The following is a 17,591-nucleotide window of genomic DNA, read 5'->3' as shown; positions in this document are numbered from 1 at the left end:
ACGACCGTAGCGGCGGATCCGGCGCGGGGCAAGGGGTGCGCCGCGACCGGTCGCCCGGACCCGCGGGCCCAGGGTCAGGAGTGCGGCACCTTCGCGGTGATGAGCGTGCCGTCCTCCCGGCGGTTGCCGGCCAGCGCGCGCAGCCCCGGGCGACCCGCGAACCGGGCGCCCTGGCCGTCGAGCGCGACGCGGGCGGCCTCCCCCGGCACGACGACGACCTCCTCGCCGCGCACCGTGACCTTCGCCCCGTCGCCCGTCTCCGCCACCAGCTCGAGCGCGTCCGCGGTGACGGTGACGCGCAGCCGCGAGCCCTGCCAGGTGATGCGGAACGTCAGGGCGTCCCACTCCTCGGGCAGGCGCGGGTCGAAGGTCAGGACGCCGTCGTAGTCGCGCATGCCGCCGAACCCGTACACGAGGGCGCCCCACGTGCCGCCGGCCGACGCGACGTGCACGCCGTCGGCCGCGTTGTCGTGCAGGTTGGCGAGGTCCACGAAGAGGGACGAGGTGAAGTACTCGAGCGCCAGCTCGTGGTAGCCCACCTCCGCGGCGACGATCGACTGCACCACGCCGGACAGCGTCGAGTCGCCCGTGGTCAGCGGGTCGTAGTACTCGAAGTCGGCCCGCTTCTGCTCCGGCGTGAAGTGCTTGCCCTGCAGGAACAGCGCCAGCACGACGTCCGCCTGCTTGATCACCTGGTACCGGTAGATGACCAGCGGGTGGTAGTGCAGCAGCAGCGGCCGCTTGTCCGGCGGGGTCGCCGCGAGGTCCCAGATCTCCCGCTCGAAGAAGTGCGAGTCCTGCGGGTGGATGCCGATGTTCTCGGCGTACGGGATCGCCATGTGGTCGGCCGCGTGGAGCCACGCCGTCACCTCGTGCGAGAGCAGGCCGAGCCGCTCGACGAGGGCCGCGTAGTCCTCCGGGTGGTCGTCACGCATCCGCTCGACGACGTACGCGGCGGCGCGCAGGTTGAACCGGGCCATGACGTTCGTGAACAGGTTGTCGTTGACGACCGTCGTGTACTCGTCCGGGCCGGTGACCCCGTGGATGTGGAAGTTGTCGTCGCCGTTGGCGCGCCAGAACCCCAGGTCCTCCCACATGCGCGCCGTCTCGACCAGGATGTCCACGCCCTCCCGGCGCAGGAAGTCCCGGTCGTTCGTCGCCCGGATGTACTGGACCAGCGCATAGCTGATGTCGGCGTCGATGTGGTACTGCGCCGTGCCGGCCGCGTAGTACGCAGACGCCTCCTCGCCGTTGATCGTGCGCCACGGGAACAGCGCGCCCCGCTGCGAGAGCTCCTTGGCGCGCCGCCGCGCCGCGTCGAGCATCTGGTAGCGGAACCGCAGCGCGTTGCGGGCGTACCGGGGGCTCGTGTAGGTGAGGAACGGCAGGACGTAGATCTCCGTGTCCCAGAAGTAGTGCCCCGAGTAGCCGCTGCCGGTGAGCCCCTTCGCCGGCACCCCCGCGCCCTCCGCGCGCGTGGTCGCCTGCGCGAGCTGGAAGAGGTTCCAGCGCACCGCCTGCTGCACCTCGGGCTGGCCGGCGATCTCGACGTCCGAGCGCTCCCAGAAGTCGTCGAGCCACTCGCGCTGGCGCGTCATCTCGTGCTCGATGCCGCTCACGCGCACCCGGTCGAGCGTCCGGCGGCACCGGTCGACGAGCTCGCGCGTCGGCACGCCGCGCGACGTGTGGTAGCTCACGGTCTTCGTCAGCCGGATCGGCTCGCCCGCGTGCGCGTCGATGCGGAACACGTGCTTGGCGAGGTCGGCGTCCACCTGGGTCCGCACGTCCCACTCGTCGTTCGTGGTGAGGTGGTGGTCCGCCGCCACCGCGAGCGTCATGCCGGAGTTGGTGCAGCGGTAGGCGAGCACCAGGCGCTCGTCGTCGCCCCACTGCGTGCGCGGCTGCAGCACGCGCTCCTCGAACTGCTCGGTCCGGCGCGGGTCGAAACCCTCGCCCAGCGAGGCTGCCGGCACGTGGTACTCGTCCTGCCCGTCCTGCCGGTTGAGGATCTGCGACGAGATCGCCACCGGGGCGTCGTCGTCGAGCAGCGTCACCTCGAGCGTCATCACCGCGAGGTGGCGCTCCGCGAGCGAGACCATCCGCTCGGTCCGCACCCGCACCCGCTTGCCGGACGGCGTGCGCCACAGCAGGTCGCGGCGCAGGACGCCGTCGCGCAGGTCCAGCGCGCGCTCGTACGACGGCAGGTCGGCGACCGGGAGCAGCAGCGGCTCGTCGTCCACGTACAGCCGGATCACCTTCGTGTCCGGGACGTTGACGATGGTCTGGCCGACCTTCGCGAACCCGTACGCGTTCTCCGCGTGCCGGATGGGCCACGTCTCGTGGAAGCCGTTGACGAACGTGCCGTGGGAGTGGGACTCGCGCCCCTCCTCCACGTTGCCCCGCATCCCGAGGTAGCCGTTCGCCACCGCGAAGAGCGTCTCCGCCACGCCGAGGTCCTCGGTGGAGAACGTCGACTCCACCAGCCGCCACGGCTCGGCGGGGAAGCGCGTGCGGTCGACCGTGCGCTGCTCGTCGGCGGTGGGGTGGCTCATGCGTTCGCTCCCTCGTGGCCGTGCGTGCCCGTGTCGTCCGTGCCCGTGTCGTCCGTGCCCGTGTCGTCCGTGCCGAGGACCGTCGCGTCCAGCTCCCCGAGGTCGGACACCACGAGCCCGGCCCCGTGCGCGCGCAGCGCGTCGGCCCCCACCCCGCGGTCGACGCCGAGCACCAGCCCGAACGACCCGGCCGCCCCGGCCTGCACGCCCGACAGCGCGTCCTCGACCACCACGGCCTGCGCCGCCGGGACGCCCAGGAGCTCCGCGGCCCGCAGGTAGGTGTCGGGCGCGGGCTTGCCGGGCAGGTGCTCGGCGGCCGCCACGTTGCCGTCGACGACCACCTCGAACCGGTCGGCCAGGCCCGAGGACGCGAGCACCGCCGGGGTGTTGCGCGACGACGAGACCACCGCGACGTGCGCCCCGGCCGCCGTCACGGCGTCGAGGAAGCGCACGGAGCCCGGGTAGGGCGCGACGCCCTCGGTGACGAAGAGGTCGTTGACGATGGCGTCCTTGCGGTTGCCCAGGGCGCACACCGTGTCCTCGCCCGGCTCGTCGTCGGACGTGCCGCGCGGCAGCTCGACCCCGCGCGAGGCGAGGAACGTCGCCACGCCGTCGTACCGCGGCTTGCCGTCGATGTGGGCGAAGTAGTCCGCGGCCGTGTACGGCGCCAGCCCGCGCGCGTCGCAGTACGGGGCGAAGAGCCGCTCCCACGCGCGCATGTGCAGCTCGGCCGTAGGAGTGAGGACACCGTCGAGGTCGAAAAGCACGGCTCGCAGCCTGGTCACGAGGTTCCTTCGCTGGTCGGGAGCGGGGCGACCGGAACCGTGCGGCCCGGCTGGGCGACGACGCCCGTGGTTCAGCCTACGCACGGGCCCGGCCGCCGCGAAGCCCACCGGCGACGTGGCGTGTCCGCGCGGGGCGCCGGGCGGCCGCTCAGGCGTGGGCGCGCTCGGTCACGACGTCGGCCACGCGGCCCAGGTTGGCCAGCAGCGCCCGGTGCTCGTCCGGCGTGCCGGCCACCCCGGGGCCGCCGGGCCCCGACGCCCCGGACGCGGTGCCCGCCCCGAGCAGCGTGACGTCCGTCAGCCCGGCGACCGGGAGCCCGACGCGCCGCCACGGCACGGTCAGCTGGTCGGCGAGCTCGCCGAGCGCCGGGCCGGCGCACTGCGACACCCGGGCCGGCGGCAGGCCGGCCCACAGCGGCATGCCGCGCTCGGTAGCCCGGGCCACGAGCTCCCAGGCCCGCTCGTTCCACCCGCCCGTGCCCAGGGCGGCGAGGTCGAGGCCGACCGCGTCCGCGCCGGCCAGCGCCACGGGCGGCACGCCGACCCACGTCGCGCCGAGGTGGACGACCACCGTCGCCCCGGCGTCGTGCGCGGCGTCGACGACCGGGCTCAGCCCGTCGATCACGTCCGGGCCGGCCACGGGCCGCAGCCGGGAGAAGCCGGAGAAGCTCGGCAGCACGCCCGCGTGCACCTGCCCGAGCAGCGGCTCGGCGAGCTGGACCACGACCTCGGCCCCCGGCACCTGGGCGCGGACGTCCGCGACGTGCGCCCGGACGGCCTCGGCGAGCGCGAGGAACAGGTCGGCGCGCGCACCGACGTCGGCGAGCACCCGGTCGCCGCGGGCCGACCAGAGCTGCGCGGCGAGCGTCCACGGCCCCACGACCTCCACCGCCAGCGGCCCCACGTAGCCGTGGGCCGCCACGGCGAGCGCCCCGAGGTCCTCGCGCAGCAGGGCGAGGGCGCGGCGCTCGTCCGTCCCGCCCGCGTCCGTGAGCTTCCAGCCGTGCGGGCCGAGCTCGACGGGCAGCTCGGCGAGCAGCGCCGACGTGCGGCCCACGGCGTCGGCCCCCGGACCGCGGCCGGCCAGCTGCACCAGGAACGGCACCGGTGCCGCGCCCGACGGCAGCGCGGCCAGGTCGTCCAGCACGGTGAGCTGCGCGTCGAGCACGTCCGGCTCGCCGCCGGGCCATGCGCCGTGCCCCGAGACCGCCGTCCTTGGGTCCGCCATCTCGCGTCGTCGCCTCCTGCTCGTGTCGGACTTCACCTCGTCGCCCGCGTCACGACGTGACGCGGCACCGCTCTCCACCTACGAGAGCACGGTATCCGGCCGGCGAAGGAGTCAGTGACATGACCATGACCATCGCCCCCGTGCCGCGGGCCGCCGAGCCGGCGCCCCCCGCCCCCAGCGCCACGGCCGTGGCCCTGAGAGTCCACACCAACGCCATGCCGGCCGGCACCGAGAGCGTGCTGCGACGGTGCCTCGCGCCAGGGTTCCGCAACCACGACGTGCTGCCCGGCTGCTCCGGCGGCCCCGAGGCCCTCGCCGCGACGATGCACTGGTTCCACGACGCGTTCGGCGACCAGCGGGTCGAGGTCCTGCAGCTCGTGGCCGACGGCGACCTCGTCGCGCTGCACGTGGCGTTCAGCGGCCGGCACGTCGGGTTCTTCCGCGGGCTGCCGCCGACGAGGCGCCGGTTCACCGTGCGCGAGATGCACATGGTCCGCGTGCAGGACGGCCTCGAGGCCGAGCACTGGGTGGTGCGCGACGAGGCGTGGCTGGAGCGCGAGCTGCGCGCCGACGGCCCGCGACCCTGAGGCGGGCTCAGCCCACGCTCACCCCCGCCACGCGTCGGTCACGGTCGCCTGCCCGAGCACCTGGGTGCCGCGGTAGACGACGGCCGACTGCCCCGCCGCGACGCCGCGCAGGGGCGTGCCCACCAGGCGCAGCTCCAGCCCGGGGACGCCGTCGCCCGACACCGAGCCGTCGCGCGCCGGGGTGCCCGCCGTGGCGCGCACCTGCACGGGGACCGGCGCGCCGTGGGCACGGATCTGCAGCTCGGCGTCGTGCCACGCGCCCGACCCGGCCGGCTCGGGGCCGGGGCGCTCGAACCAGACCGCGTCCTCGCCGGCGATGCGGTCGACGCTGAGGAGCTCGGCGGGGCCGACGACGACGGTGTTGGTGGAGGTCTGCACGTCCACGACGTACCGCGCACGACCGTCCGCCGCCGGCCGGCCGAGGCCGAGCCCCTTGCGCTGCCCGACGGTGTACGCGTAGGCGCCGTCGTGCTCGCCGACGACGTTGCCCTCGACGTCGCGCACCTCGCCGGGACGGCTGCCGAGCCGGTCGCGCAGGAAGCCGCGGGTGTCGCCGTCGGCGACGAAGCAGATGTCGTAGGAGTCGGGCTTGGCGCTCACCGACAGCCCGCGGCGCTCGGCCTCCGCGCGGACCTCCGCCTTGGACGCGAAGCCCCCCAGGGGGAACATCGCCCGCGCGAGGCGGTCCGGGCCCATCACCGCCAGCACGTACGACTGGTCCTTCTCCGTGTTCGGCGACCGGTGCAGCTCGCGGGTCGCCGTGCCGTCGGCGCCGTCTGGGCCCGCGGAGGCGGCGCGCGTGACGACCCGGGCGTAGTGGCCCGTGGCGACGGCGTCGAACCCGAGCGCGGTGGCCTTGTCCAGCAGGGCCTCGAACTTGATGTGCTCGTTACAGCGCACGCACGGGTTGGGGGTGCGACCGGCCTCGTACTCGGACAGGAAGTCCGCGACGACCGTCTCCTCGAACCGCTCCGAGAGGTCCCACACGTAGTACGGGATGCCGAGGACGTCGGCCGCGCGGCGCGCGTCCCCGGCGTCCTCGATCGAGCAGCAGCCGCGCGAGCCCGTGCGGAACTGGTCGCGGTTGCGGGACAGGGCCATGTGCACGCCGACGACGTCGTGCCCGGCCTCGACGGCGAGCGCGGCGGCGACGGCGGAGTCCACCCCGCCGGACATGGCGGCCAGCACCCTCATCCGACACCCCCGGTGAGCGCGCGGCCCGAGACGAGGCCGGCGGCGCGTGCTCGATCGACGACCTGCGGCAGCGCGGCGACCAGCCGGTCGACGTCCGCGGCCTGCGACGTGGTGCCCAGGGAGAAGCGCAGCGCGCCGCGGGCGTCGGCCTCCGGCACGCCCATCGCGAGCAGCACGTGCGAGGGCTGCGGGACGCCCGCCTGGCACGCCGACCCGGTCGACGCCTGCACGCCGGCCGAGTCCAGCAGGTACAGCAGCGAGTCGCCCTCCGCGCCCGGGAACGTGAAGTGGGCGTTGGCGGGCAGGCGGGCGGGCACGCCGTCGACGAACCGGCTCGGGTCCGGGCCGCGCAGCACCGCCTCGGGGGCGACCCTGCGGACGCCGGCGACCAGGGCGTCGCGCAGCGCGGCCAGCTGTGCCGCCCGCTGCGGATGCGACGCGACGGCCTCCGCCAGGGCGACGGCGAAGGCGCGGATCGCGGGCATGTCGAGGGTGCCGGAGCGCACGCCCCGCTCCTGCCCGCCGCCGTGCAGCACGGCCTCGATCGGCAGGTCGCGGCGCGCGAGCAGCGCGCCCACCCCCACCGGGCCGCCGACCTTGTGGCCCGTGACCGTCATCGCGTCCACGCCGGAGGCCGCGAAGTCGACCTCGACCTGACCGACCGCCTGCACGGCGTCGGTGTGCACGGGGATGCCGTGCTGGTGGGCGAGGCGCACGACGTCGCGCACCGGCTGCACCGTGCCGACCTCGTTGTTCGCCCACATCACGGACACGAGGGCGACCTCGTCGGCGTGCGCCGCCAGCTCCGCGCGCAGCGCGGCCAGGTCGAGCCGGCCGTCGCCGTCGACGGGCAGCAGCGTGATCTCCGCCCCCGCGTGGCCGGCGAGCCAGAAGGCGGGGTCGAGCACCGCGTGGTGCTCCACCGCCGAGACCAGCACCCGCGTGCGGCGCGCGTCCGTGCGCCGTCGGCCCCAGAAGATGCCCTTGATCGCGAGGTTGTCGGCCTCCGTGCCGCCGGCGGTGAAGATCACCTCGCTCGGGCGGGCGCCCAGGGCGGCGGCCACCGACTCGCGCGACTCCTCGACGGTGCGCCGCGCCGACCGGCCCGCGGAGTGCAGCGACGACGCGTTGCCCGGGCGCCCGGCCTCGGCGACGAACGCCGCCAGCGCCGCCGGCGACATGGGCGTCGTGGCGGCGTGGTCGAGGTAGGCGCCCTCGGGCACCTCGGCCCCGGCGTCCGGGGCCGGCGAGGGGGTGGTCACGATGACCCAGTCTACGAACTCCCGGACGCCAGACGTGCGTGCTGACATGATCCTCGAGCGCGCAGCTTCAGGATCATGTCAGCACGCACGTCGCCGCAGCAGGTCAGGTCACCGGCTGCGGGGCCACGGGAACGGGCCGGGCCCGTCGAACCCGCCGTTGCCCTTGCCGTTGCCCCTGCCGTTCCCCTGGCCGTTGCCCTGCCCCTTGCCGGGGCCGTGGCCCGGGCGCTGACCGGCGCCCTCGCGGTACACCTGGATCGTCGACGGGCGGGGACCGCGCCACGCGCCGGCCGGCGCGCGCTCACCCTCGTCGAGGTAGTCCGGGAAGAACGAGTTCTGGGCGGCGAAGGTGCCGTCCTCGCCCGGGTGCTGCACGTTGACGTAGACCATCGCGTCGCGCGAGTCGATGACCGGCCCGCACGTCTCGGCGTCGCGCGGCACGGACAGGAACTGCTCGACGTTCCCGCGCCGGGGCCCGTCCAGGGTCACCTTGAACAGGCCGTCGCACTTCTGGATGGTCGACGGCTGGCCGTCCGTCGAGATCCACAGGTTGCCGTCGGCGTCGAACGCCAGGTTGTCCGGGCAGGAGATCGGCGAGACCTTGTCGGCGGGGAAGCCGGAGAAGTACGTCGAGTCGTTCACCGACGGGTCGCCGGCGACGAGCAGCAGGTTCCAGGTGAACGTGGTCGCCGTCTGGTCGCCGCCGTCCTCGATGATCTCGACGACGTGCCCGTCGCGGTTGCTGTTGCGCGGGTTGGGCTCGGTCGCCCCCTCCTTGCCCTCCTTGCCGCGGTCGGAGTTGTTGGTGCACGCCACGTAGACGCGGCCGGTGAGCGGGTGGGGCTCGACGTCCTCGGGGCGGTCCATCTTCGTGGCGCCGACGGCGTCCGCCGCGAGCCGGGTGAAGACGAGCACCTCCTCGAGGGTCATCCCGTCCACCTGCGACTCGCCGTCCTTCACGAGCGCGATCCACTCGCCCGTGCCGTCGAACCCGCCGTCCGACGGCACGGCCCCGCTGCCGTCGATCTCCGACGCCGGCGAGTCGCCGGTGAAGCGCGCCACGTACAGGTCGCCGGAGGACAGCAGCGTCTTGTTGTGCCGGCGCGCCCACCGGCTGTTGCCGGGCCGCATGCGCTCGGCGGAGACGAACTTGTACACGTAGTCGAAGCGCTCGTCGTCGCCCATGTACGCGACCGCGTGCCCGCGCTTCGACAGGATCACGTTGGCGCCCTCGTGCTTGAACCGCCCGAGCGCGGTGTGCTTGACCGGCGCCTCGTCGGGCTCGTACGGGTCGACCTCGACGATCCAGCCGAAGCGGTGGTTCTCGTACTCGTACCCCGGGTTGTTGCCGTCGAAGCGCGGGTCGTCGAGCTCCCAGCCGTAGCTCGTGGCCTTGTTCTGCAGGCCGTAGCGGGCGTCGCGCGGGTCCTTGCCGCTCACGCGGAAGTTGGCGTTGTAGTTCTCCTCGCCGGAGACGACGGTGCCCCAGGGGGTGGTGCCGCCCGCGCAGTTGTTGAGCGTGCCGCGCACCCGCGTGCCCGTCGGGTCCTCGACCGTCCGCATGAGGTACGAGCCGGCCGCCGGGCCGTCGACGTGGAACTCCGTGTCCACGGTGATGCGGCGGTTGAACCGGCTCAGGCGCGAGTACGTCCACGGCGTGCCCTCGCGGTCGCGGGTCACCTCGACCACGGACAGGCCCCACGCGGCCCGCTCGATGGCGCGTCGGGTGGCGGCGTCGTACGAGTCGTCGAACATGATGCCGGCGTTGGTGTACTCGTGGTTGCTCACGAGCAGCCCGCGCCGGCCCCGCTTCGTCTTGCCGCGGGGGCGGACGTCGCCCGGGTCCGCCGGGAGGATGTCGAGGTAGTCGACGTTGTAGCCGAACTGCTTGGCCTGCTGCTCGGGCGTCTGGCGGGTGATGTCGAAGGCCCGCCCGCCGGGGAGGATCGGGTCGCCCCAGCGGATGATCGGCGACCACTCGTAGCCCTCCGGCACGACGAACGCGTCCGTCGCGGCGGCCTGCGGGGCGATCGCGCCGAACGCGAGGCCCTTGCCGTGGCCCCAGCCGCGGCCGGCGGCGGGTGCGGCGCTCGCACCGGGCGCGCCCGCGACCTCGGCGCCGACGACGACGGTCGCGGCCGCGGCGGCCAGGCCGCCGAGCATGACGCGCCGGGACAGGGCGCGCGACGCCACGTCGCGGAAGTACTCGTTGGCGGACTCGTTGGGTGCCGGGTGGGAGCACGCGTCGGCGCACTTGAGGCGGCACGTGACCGCGCTGCGCTTGCCGCGGGCGTAGTGGGGGTCGTGCGGGCCAGTCGCGAGCTCCAGCAGCGGGCGCGACTCGGGGGCGATCGTCATCGGGCACTCCTGAGGGTGATCCGGGGGGTGACGTGCCCGAACGTAGGGACCGGCCATGGCGCGCTGTCGTCCGGACACCGACCCTCAGGTGAACAGCAGGTGACCTGCCGGTTCGCCCGGTTCCGAGGCGAGCAGCGGACGAGCGGCGGACGAGCGGCCGACGATCAGCCCAGGGACGCGACCCACTCGCTGGTGCCGTCGGCGAAGTCCTGCTGCTTCCAGATCGGCACCTCGGCCTTGAGCTCCTCGACCAGGTCGGACGCGGCGGCGAAGGCCGCCTGCCGGTGCCCGGCCGCGACCGCCGCGACGACGGCGACGTCGCCGATCGCCAGGTCGCCCGTGCGGTGCACGACGGCGGCGCGCACCCGGTCGCCCGTCGCCTCGGCGGTGCGCCGGGCCACGCGCTCGGCCACCTCGCGCAGCACCGTCGCCGCGTCGGGATGGGCCTCGTAGTGCAGGCGGGTCACACCGCGCCCGTCGTCGTGGTCGCGCACGTACCCGGTGAACGTCGCGACCGCGCCGCACGCGTCGTCGCGCACCAGGGCGCTCAGCTCCGCGAGCAGCGGACCGAGCGGTGCGTCGACCACGTCGGCGCGCAGCACGTCCGCCGTCGGGTCCGCCGTGGTAGTGCCTCCCGCGCTGCGGTCGTGCCCGGCGGGACCTACCGGAGCACGGGAGGCACTACCGCGCGGCACCGTGGGATCGGACGACGTCGGGTGGTCGCCGCCGCGCAGCTGGTCGACGGCGTGCGGCAGCACGTCGGCCAGCGCGTCGAGGCCGTCGCGCACCCCGCCCACGGACCCCGGCAGGTTCACCACGAGCGTGCGCCCCGCGACGCCCGCGACGCCACGGGACAGCGCGGCGGCGGGGACGGCGGGCCTCGCGGGGTCGGTCGGGGTGGTCGACCGGGCGCGGACGAGCTCCGCGACGCCCGGCACCTCCCGGTCGAGCACGGCCCGCGTGGCCTCCGGCGTCCGGTCGCGCGGCCCGAGCCCGGTGCCGCCGCTGGTGACGATCACGTCCGGCACGTCGGGACCCGCCACCAGGAGCGCCGCGAGCGCCGCGCGCACCGGCTCGCCGTCCGGCACGACCACGGGGGCGGACGTCGCCCACCCGCGCGCGGCGAACCACCCGACCGCGGCCGGGCCGGAGCGGTCCTCGTACTCCCCCGCCGCCGCCCGGTCGGAGGCGACGACGACCGCGACGCGGCGCGGGGCCGCCTCCCCGGGACCGTCGTGGTGCGCGTCGTGGGTGCTCACGCGTCCCCCTCCCCGTCCCGGTTCCAGTCGCCGGACCTGCCGCCCGACTTGGCGACCACCCGCACGTCGGTGAGGACGGCGGCGTTGTCGACGGCCTTGATCATGTCGTACAGGGTCAGGCCGGCGACGGTGACGGCGGTGAGGGCCTCCATCTCGACGCCGGTGCGGCCGGTGGTGCGCACGGTCGCGGTGATCTCGACGGCGCCGGCGTCGTCACCCGCGGGGACGACGTCGACGTCGACGCCGGAGACCGGCAGCGGGTGGCACAGGGGCACGAGGTCGGGGGTGCGCTTGGCGCCCATGATCCCGGCGATGCGGGCGGTGGCGATGGCCTCGCCCTTGGGCAGGTCGCCCGCGGCGATGCGTGCGACGACGTCGGCCCGCGTGCGCAGCACGCCCTTCGCCGTGGCCTGGCGCTTCGTGACGTCCTTGGCGGACACGTCGACCATGTGCGCCGCGCCGTCGGCGCGGTAGTGGGACAGCCCCTGGTCGGCGGGGCGGGGGCTCGCGGGCCCGGGGGTCGGTGCGGTCATCGGAGCTCCCAGTAGTCGACGGTGTCGCCGCGCTCGAGGCGGCCGACGCCGGGCGGGACGTGGACGAGGATCGTCGCGGCGGCGAGGTGGGTGAGCAGGTGCGAGCCCGGGCCGCCGGTCATGCGCACCCGGCCGGCGTCGTCGAGCGCGCCGCGGCGCACCTGGTGCAGGGCCGGCGGCGAGTCGAGCGGCTCGGCGAGCGGCGCGCGGCCGGCGGGGCGCCGCGCCGGCACGGCACCGGTCGCCGCGGCGAGCAGGGGGCGCAGGAAGAGCTCGAACGACACGAACGCGCTGACGGGGTTGCCGGGGAACGCGACGAGCGGCACGCGCCGCCCGTCCGCGCCGAGGGCGACGGTGCCGAGACCCTGCGGACCGCCCGGCTGGACGGCGACGTGCCCGAACCACGCGGCGTCCGGCCCCTCGCCCAGGGTCTGGCGCACCACCTCGTAGGCGCCCGCGGAGACGCCCCCCGTGGTGACGACGAGCGCGACGTCGTCCGGCATGCCGGCGAGCACGCCGCGCAGGGCGTCGGGCTCGTCGGGCACGACCCGGGTCGTGACGCGGGCGCCCGCCTGCGCCAGCGCGGCGGTGAGGGCGGCGCCGTTGGCGTCGTGCACCTGGGCGGGGCCGAGCGGCTGCCCGGCGGGGACGAGCTCCGACCCGGTGGAGACCAGCAGCACGTGCGGCGGGGCGGCCACCTGCACCTCGACGACGCCCGCCGCGACCAGCGCGCCGAGCTGCGGCCCGCCCAGCGGCGTCCCCGCGGCGAGCAGCAGCGCCCCGGCGGCGACGTCCGACCCGAGGCGGCGCACGAAGGTACCCGCGTCGACGGGGGCGGCGAACCGGACGACGGCGCCGGTGCCCGGTGCGGGGAACGACGGCGGGTCGGCGTCCTCGATCTTCACGACGGCGTCGGCGCCTGCGGGCACGGGAGCGCCGGTCATCACCGGGGCCGCGGTGCCGGGCCCGAGCGGCGGCGGCTGCGTGCCGGCGGGGACGGGCGCACCGACGGGCAGCGTCACGGGCGCGCCGGGGGCGGCCCCGGCGAGGTCGGCTGAGCGCACCGCGTACCCGTCCATCTGCGAGTTGTCGAAGCCCGGCAGCGCGACGGCCGCCCCGGCGTCGCGGGCCAGCACGCGCGGCGCCAGGCCGGCACCGGACGCCGCGGCGGCGAGCAGCGCGGCGACCTCGGCCGGCTCGGCCGGCTCGGCGCCACGGTCGCGCGCCGCGGCCAGCGCGGGCGTCACCAGCGCGGCGACGGCGGCGGCGTGCTCGGCCACCGGCCGGCGCTGGTGCGTCACGTCGTCATGCACGGGCGCCAGCCTATGTTCTCGGGCGGGTCAGGCCGGCGGGCGCAGGACGCAGTCGACGGCCGTGTACAGCACGTCGGTCTCGTGCTGCAGGGGCGAGCCCGACGTCGGCATGGCCCGCTCGAGCGTGAGCCCGTCGACGACGGTCTGCAGGAACCTGGCCCGGCGGGAGTTGTCGCCCGCGGCGAGCGCGCCCTCCTCGGTGAGGACCGCGAGCCACGACTCGATGCGACGCAGCCCCTGGACCTGGACGGCGGCGGTCGCGGCGCGGAGCTCCTCGGTCGGCTCGGGCTCGATGAACTTGCGGTAGACCTCGCCCCAGAGCTCTCTCGACCGCTGCCCGACCCCGGCCAGCGCGACGACCTGCCGGAGGCACTCGACCAGCCGGTCCCGGGCGGGCACCGACCGGTCGTGGATGCGGTGGTCCGGGGCCACGTGCCCGTAGAGGGTCGCGAGCATCGTGTCGAGCAGGGCGCGCTGCGTCGGGAAGTGGTACCTGAGGGACCCGGTGCTCACCCCGGCCCTCGCCGCGACCGCGCGCACGCTCAGCCGCGCGCCCGGGTCCTCCGAGAACATCGTGGCCGCCGCCACGAGGATCCGGTCCCGGGTGCTGGGCTGCTCCGACTTCCGGTTCTCCACATCGACCTCCCGGGACACCGTACACGGCGTCCTAGCACACCGTACTAGCACACTGTGTTAGCGTGGCCGGCGCCGGTAACACACTGTGTCAGCACTTCCCCGCCGACCGACCGAGAGGACGCCGAGGCATGCTCGAGGACTGGCAGCGCCGCCGCGCGACCCGTCGCGTGAAGGACGGCGACGGGCGCCCCCTGCAGCGGTTCCGCTGGTGGCAGACCGGCACCCGCTCGCTCCTGTCCCTGCACCTCCCCCCGGCCGACGGCGGGCCGGGGACGTACACCGTCGACGTCCGGCACGGCGGCGACGCGGACGACGGCGAGGTCCGGGCCCGCCTGTACCTCGACGGCCGCCACCGCGCCACGTCGAAGCTGCCCGCCGCGTTCCCGGTGCCCGGCGGCGCCATCGAGGTGGCGAAGAGCCCCTTCGGGCTCAAGCGCTGCCACTACGTCACGGACGCGGGCACGGTGCACCAGCTCACGCCCGACCCGAGGTCGGCCGAGGGACGACGCGCCCGCCTCGACCGCACCTCCCCGAACCTGAGCCTCTGGATCGGCCGGGTCGCGGTGGTCGCGCTCCTGGCCGGGCTGGGCCTGAACCTCCTGCAGGTCGCCGAGCCGATCTCCCGGATCCCGCCGGTGGCCGCGAGCATCGGCGCCTTCACCTCGCCCGTCCACCTCCCCGTGTGGCTCAACGTCGCCCTCGGCGTCGCCGCCGCCCTGGCGAGCATGGAGCGCGCGTTCCGGCTGCAGTACCACTGGCTGCTCGACGCCGGGGGAAACTGAGCCGCCGACCGCCCGCTCCTGCAGATGCGGAGCTATGCTCCGTCTCATGCCGCACATGAGGATCTCCGAGGCCGCGGTGTACCTCGGCGTCAGCGACGACACCGTCCGGCGCTGGATCGACCGCGGCCTGCTGCAGGCCACCACCGACCCGTCCGGCCGCAAGGTCGTCGACGGGTACGAGGTGGCGATGGTGGCCCGCGAGCACGCCACCGCACCGGGCCTGCCGCCCGGGATGAAGAGCTCCGCGCGCAACCGCTTCGTGGGGCTCGTCACCGACCTCACCGTGGACACGGTGATGGCGCAGGTGGAGCTCCAGTGCGGGCCCTTCCGGGTGGTGTCCCTGATGAGCAGCGAGGCCGTGCGCGACCTCGGGCTCGAGCGCGGCTCCGTCGCGGTGGCGGTCATCAAGTCGACGAACGTCGTCATCGAGGCCGAGGACCGGGCGGGCGCATGAGGGTCCGGTCCAGGGGGCGGCTCCTCGCCGGCCCGCTCGCGGTGACCGTGGCGGTCCTCGCCGGCTGCAGCGGGACCGACGCGAGGGACGGCGACGACACGACGCTCACCGTCTTCGCGGCGGCGTCGCTGCAGGGCGCGTTCGAGCGGCTCGCCGACCGGTTCGAGGACGAGCACGAGGGCGTCACCGTCGAGCTCAGCCTCGCCGGGTCGTCCGACCTCGCGGCCCAGATCCAGCAGGGCGCCCCCGCCGACGTCTTCGCGTCCGCCGACACCCCGACCATGGCCCGGCTCGTCGCCGACGGGCTGGTGGGGACCCCGGCGGACTTCGCGACCAACACCCTCCAGATCGCCGTCCCGCCCGGGAACCCCGCCGGCGTCGAGACGCTCGACGACCTCGCCGCCCCCGACGTCGCGCTCGTCCTGTGCGCGCCGCAGGTGCCGTGCGGCGCGGCGTCGACGAAGGTCGCGGACGCCGCGGGCCTCGACCTCGCCCCCGTGAGCGAGGAGCAGAGCGTCACCGACGTGCTGGGCAAAGTGGTCGCGGGCGAGGCGGACGCCGGGCTGGTCTATGTCACCGACGTCGCCGCCGCGGGCGACGACGTCGAGGGCATCGACCTCCCCGGGCCGCCCGACGCGGTGAACACCTACCCGATCGCCACGGTCGGCGACGACGGCGACGCGCGGGCCGACCTGGCGCAGCGGTTCGTCGACCTCGTGCTCTCCGACGAGGGCCAGGAGACCCTCGCCGGCTTCGGCTTCGCCGCACCGGACGCGTCGCCGTGACGGCCCCGGCCGGGGACGCCGGCGCCGGCCTGCCCCGGTGGGCGTTCGTGCCGGCGGCGGTGGGCGGCCTGTTCGTCGTGCTGCCGCTGGTCGCGATGGCGACGCGGGTCGACTGGTCGGGCTACTGGTCCCTGGTCACCAGCGCCTCGGCGCGGGCGGCCCTCGCCCTGAGCCTGCAGACGTCGGCGGCGAGCACCGCCGTCTGCCTCGTGCTCGGGATCCCGATGGCGCTGGTGCTCGCGCGCTGCCGCTTCCCCGGGATCGACCTGCTGCGCTCGCTGGTGATGGTGCCGCTGGTGCTGCCGCCCGTGGTGGGCGGCGTCGCTCTGCTGTACACGTTCGGGCGCCGCGGCCTGCTCGGCGAGACCCTGGAGGTGGCGGGCCTGCAGGTCGCGTTCTCCACGACGGCGGTCGTGCTCGCGCAGACGTTCGTCGCGCTGCCGTTCCTCGTGATGACCCTCGAGGGTGCGCTGCGCACCGCGGGCTCCCGGTACGACGTCGTGGCAGCGTCGCTCGGGGCCCGCCCCACGACCGTGCTGCGGCGCGTCACCCTCCCCCTCGTGGGGCCGGGGCTGGTGTCGGGGACGGTGCTGTCGTTCGCGCGTGCCCTCGGGGAGTTCGGCGCGACCATCACGTTCGCCGGCAGCCTGGAGGGCGTCACGCGCACCCTGCCCCTGGAGATCTACCTGCAGCGCGAGACCGACCCCGACGCCGCGGTCGCGCTGTCCCTGCTGCTGGTCGTGGTGGCCGTGCTCGTCATCGCCGTGACCCGGCAGGGCCGGCCCGCGCGGAGCCCGCTGTGACGCTCTCCTTCGCCGCCACGCTCCCCGCCCGCGGGTTCGACGTCGAGCTCGACGTCGCCGAGGGCCGCACGCTCGCCCTCCTGGGCCCGAACGGCGCCGGCAAGTCGACCGCGCTCGGCCTCGCCGCCGGCACCCTGCGGCCGCACGACGGCGCGATCACGCTCGACGACCGCCCGCTGGTGCGCGTCGACGCCGGCCGCACGCGCACCTGGGTGCCGCCCCACGACCGGCAGGTCGCGCTGCTGGCGCAGGAGCCCCTGCTGTTCCCCCACCTGTCGGTGCGGCAGAACGTCGCCTTCGGTCCGCGGTCGCAGGGCGCCCGACGGCGAGCGGCGGACGCCGCGGCCGACCGCCGCCTCGCGGAGGTCGGCCTCGCGCACCTGGCCGACCGCGCGCCGTCGACGCTGTCGGGCGGGCAGGCGCAGCGGGTGGCCGTCGCCCGGGCGCTCGCCGCCGAGCCCCGGCTGCTGCTGCTCGACGAACCCATGGCCGCCCTCGACGTGGACGTCAGACCGGAGCTGCGCCAGCGGCTCCAGCACCTGCTCGCCGGGCAGACGGCGGTCGTCACCACGCACGACGTCCTCGACGCCCTCCTCCTGGCCGACGAGGTGGCCGTCATCGAGGCGGGCCGCGTCGTCGAGCGCGGCCCGACGGCGCGGGTGCTGAGCCGTCCCCGCAGCGCGTTCGCGGCACGGATCGCCGGGCTCAACCTGCTCACCGGGTCGTGGACGGGCGACGGAGTGACGACCGAGGCCGGCGAGGTCGTGCACGGGCACGCCCCGGGCTCAGACCTCGCCGTCGGCGCACCGATGACGGCCGTCTTCCGACCGGCGTCGGTGTCCGTGTATCTCGAGGAGCGGCACGGGTCGCCCCGCAACACGTTCCGCGGCACCGTGCGGACCTTGGAGCCGCACGGCGACCTTGTCCGGGTGCGCACCGATCACCTCGCCGCCGACGTCACACCCGGCGCGGCCGCCGAGCTCTCGCTCGTCCCCGGCACGAAGGTCTGGCTGTCGGTCAAGGCCGCGGAGGTCGACGTCTACCCGGGCTAGCGACGCGC

The 17,591-nt window shown here is 75.5% G+C and carries 16 protein-coding genes; 6 read left to right on the top strand and 10 right to left on the bottom strand.

What is annotated here, in order from left to right:
* Window positions 1–74: 74 nt before the first annotated feature.
* The 3 genes from IEW03_RS12200 to IEW03_RS12190 all read right to left on the bottom strand — a co-directional run bounded on the left by IEW03_RS12200 (window position 75) and on the right by IEW03_RS12190 (window position 4,565).
* Window positions 75–2,552 (bottom strand): glycoside hydrolase family 65 protein, encoded by a 2,478-nt coding sequence (locus IEW03_RS12200; protein ID WP_188523948.1) that lies wholly within the window; start codon window positions 2,550–2,552, stop codon window positions 75–77.
* Window positions 2,549–3,337 (bottom strand): HAD family hydrolase, encoded by a 789-nt coding sequence (locus IEW03_RS12195; protein WP_188523947.1) that lies wholly within the window; start codon window positions 3,335–3,337, stop codon window positions 2,549–2,551. Before IEW03_RS12195 ends, IEW03_RS12200 begins: the two co-directional genes overlap by 4 nt.
* A 148-nt stretch (window positions 3,338–3,485) precedes the next feature.
* On the bottom strand, window positions 3,486–4,565 hold the full coding sequence (locus IEW03_RS12190; RefSeq protein ID WP_188523946.1) for a uroporphyrinogen decarboxylase/cobalamine-independent methonine synthase family protein: 1,080 nt from the start codon (window positions 4,563–4,565) through the stop codon (window positions 3,486–3,488).
* A gap of 119 nt (window positions 4,566–4,684) precedes the next feature.
* Between IEW03_RS12190 and IEW03_RS12185 the strand changes: the two genes are divergently transcribed.
* Window positions 4,685–5,152 (top strand): ester cyclase, encoded by a 468-nt coding sequence (locus IEW03_RS12185; protein ID WP_188523945.1) that lies wholly within the window; start codon window positions 4,685–4,687, stop codon window positions 5,150–5,152.
* Between the two features lie 18 nt (window positions 5,153–5,170).
* On the opposite strand, the gene mnmA is transcribed toward IEW03_RS12185, so the two are convergent.
* The 7 genes from mnmA to IEW03_RS12150 form a co-directional block, all read right to left on the bottom strand.
* Window positions 5,171–6,346 (bottom strand): tRNA 2-thiouridine(34) synthase MnmA, encoded by a 1,176-nt coding sequence (gene mnmA / locus IEW03_RS12180; RefSeq protein ID WP_188523944.1) that lies wholly within the window; start codon window positions 6,344–6,346, stop codon window positions 5,171–5,173.
* On the bottom strand, window positions 6,343–7,608 hold the full coding sequence (locus tag IEW03_RS12175) for a cysteine desulfurase family protein (protein WP_371870622.1): 1,266 nt from the start codon (window positions 7,606–7,608) through the stop codon (window positions 6,343–6,345). Before IEW03_RS12175 ends, mnmA begins: the two co-directional genes overlap by 4 nt.
* A 108-nt stretch (window positions 7,609–7,716) precedes the next feature.
* Window positions 7,717–9,966 carry a PhoX family protein gene (locus IEW03_RS12170; protein ID WP_188523942.1) on the bottom strand — a complete coding sequence of 750 codons (2,250 nt, stop codon included), beginning with the start codon at window positions 9,964–9,966 and terminating at the stop codon, window positions 7,717–7,719.
* Window positions 9,967–10,130: 164 nt separating this feature from the next.
* Window positions 10,131–11,225 carry a molybdenum cofactor biosynthesis protein MoaE gene (locus IEW03_RS12165; protein ID WP_188523941.1) on the bottom strand — a complete coding sequence of 365 codons (1,095 nt, stop codon included), beginning with the start codon at window positions 11,223–11,225 and terminating at the stop codon, window positions 10,131–10,133.
* Window positions 11,222–11,758, bottom strand: a complete 537-nt coding sequence (moaC, locus tag IEW03_RS12160; protein WP_188523940.1) for a cyclic pyranopterin monophosphate synthase MoaC — start codon at window positions 11,756–11,758, stop codon at window positions 11,222–11,224. Before moaC ends, IEW03_RS12165 begins: the two co-directional genes overlap by 4 nt.
* A complete protein-coding gene (locus IEW03_RS12155) occupies window positions 11,755–13,071 on the bottom strand; it encodes a molybdopterin molybdotransferase MoeA (RefSeq protein WP_188523939.1) in 1,317 nt (438 codons plus the stop codon). The genes moaC and IEW03_RS12155 overlap by 4 nt, the downstream gene beginning before the upstream one ends.
* 27 nt (window positions 13,072–13,098) lie before the next feature.
* Complete coding sequence (locus IEW03_RS12150; protein WP_229737949.1) at window positions 13,099–13,707, bottom strand: TetR/AcrR family transcriptional regulator; 609 nt, start codon at window positions 13,705–13,707, stop codon at window positions 13,099–13,101.
* A 128-nt stretch (window positions 13,708–13,835) separates the two neighbouring features.
* On the opposite strand from IEW03_RS12150, the gene IEW03_RS12145 reads away from it, so the two are divergent.
* The 5 genes from IEW03_RS12145 to IEW03_RS12125 are packed head-to-tail and all read left to right on the top strand — an operon-like array spanning window position 13,836 to window position 17,583.
* Window positions 13,836–14,489: a hypothetical protein gene (locus IEW03_RS12145; RefSeq protein WP_188523938.1), complete on the top strand. Its 654-nt coding sequence runs from the start codon at window positions 13,836–13,838 to the stop codon at window positions 14,487–14,489.
* A gap of 46 nt (window positions 14,490–14,535) precedes the next feature.
* The gene (locus IEW03_RS12140) at window positions 14,536–14,943 is read left to right on the top strand and encodes a TOBE domain-containing protein (protein ID WP_188523937.1); all 408 of its coding nucleotides are present in this window, start codon (window positions 14,536–14,538) and stop codon (window positions 14,941–14,943) included.
* The gene (modA, locus tag IEW03_RS12135) at window positions 14,940–15,728 is read left to right on the top strand and encodes a molybdate ABC transporter substrate-binding protein (protein ID WP_188523936.1); all 789 of its coding nucleotides are present in this window, start codon (window positions 14,940–14,942) and stop codon (window positions 15,726–15,728) included. Before IEW03_RS12140 ends, modA begins: the two co-directional genes overlap by 4 nt.
* Window positions 15,725–16,531, top strand: coding sequence for an ABC transporter permease (locus IEW03_RS12130; RefSeq protein ID WP_229737948.1), 807 nt, complete (start codon window positions 15,725–15,727; stop codon window positions 16,529–16,531). The genes modA and IEW03_RS12130 overlap by 4 nt, the downstream gene beginning before the upstream one ends.
* Window positions 16,528–17,583, top strand: coding sequence for a sulfate/molybdate ABC transporter ATP-binding protein (locus IEW03_RS12125; RefSeq protein ID WP_188523935.1), 1,056 nt, complete (start codon window positions 16,528–16,530; stop codon window positions 17,581–17,583). The genes IEW03_RS12130 and IEW03_RS12125 overlap by 4 nt, the downstream gene beginning before the upstream one ends.
* Window positions 17,584–17,591 lie beyond the last annotated feature (8 nt).

Origin of the sequence: Isoptericola cucumis (assembly GCF_014635665.1) — a bacterium.
Lineage (GTDB): Bacteria > Actinomycetota > Actinomycetes > Actinomycetales > Cellulomonadaceae > Isoptericola > Isoptericola cucumis.
Note: the sequence above shows the minus strand (reverse complement) of the source record. Positions and strands in the feature narration are given on the sequence as shown.

What these genes read in the sequence shown, in the direction of transcription:
- IEW03_RS12140 (WP_188523937.1), top strand. Translation starts at nt 14,536, where the DNA reads ATGCCGCACATGAGGATCTCCGAGGCCGCGGTGTACCTCGGCGTCAGC.
- modA (WP_188523936.1), top strand. Translation starts at nt 14,940, where the DNA reads ATGAGGGTCCGGTCCAGGGGGCGGCTCCTCGCCGGCCCGCTCGCGGTG.
- IEW03_RS12145 (WP_188523938.1), top strand. Translation starts at nt 13,836, where the DNA reads ATGCTCGAGGACTGGCAGCGCCGCCGCGCGACCCGTCGCGTGAAGGAC.
- moaC (WP_188523940.1), bottom strand. Translation starts at nt 11,758, where the DNA reads ATGACCGCACCGACCCCCGGGCCCGCGAGCCCCCGCCCCGCCGACCAG.
- mnmA (WP_188523944.1), bottom strand. Translation starts at nt 6,346, where the DNA reads ATGAGGGTGCTGGCCGCCATGTCCGGCGGGGTGGACTCCGCCGTCGCC.
- IEW03_RS12200 (WP_188523948.1), bottom strand. Translation starts at nt 2,552, where the DNA reads ATGAGCCACCCCACCGCCGACGAGCAGCGCACGGTCGACCGCACGCGC.
- IEW03_RS12185 (WP_188523945.1), top strand. Translation starts at nt 4,685, where the DNA reads ATGACCATGACCATCGCCCCCGTGCCGCGGGCCGCCGAGCCGGCGCCC.
- IEW03_RS12170 (WP_188523942.1), bottom strand. Translation starts at nt 9,966, where the DNA reads ATGACGATCGCCCCCGAGTCGCGCCCGCTGCTGGAGCTCGCGACTGGC.
- IEW03_RS12190 (WP_188523946.1), bottom strand. Translation starts at nt 4,565, where the DNA reads ATGGCGGACCCAAGGACGGCGGTCTCGGGGCACGGCGCATGGCCCGGC.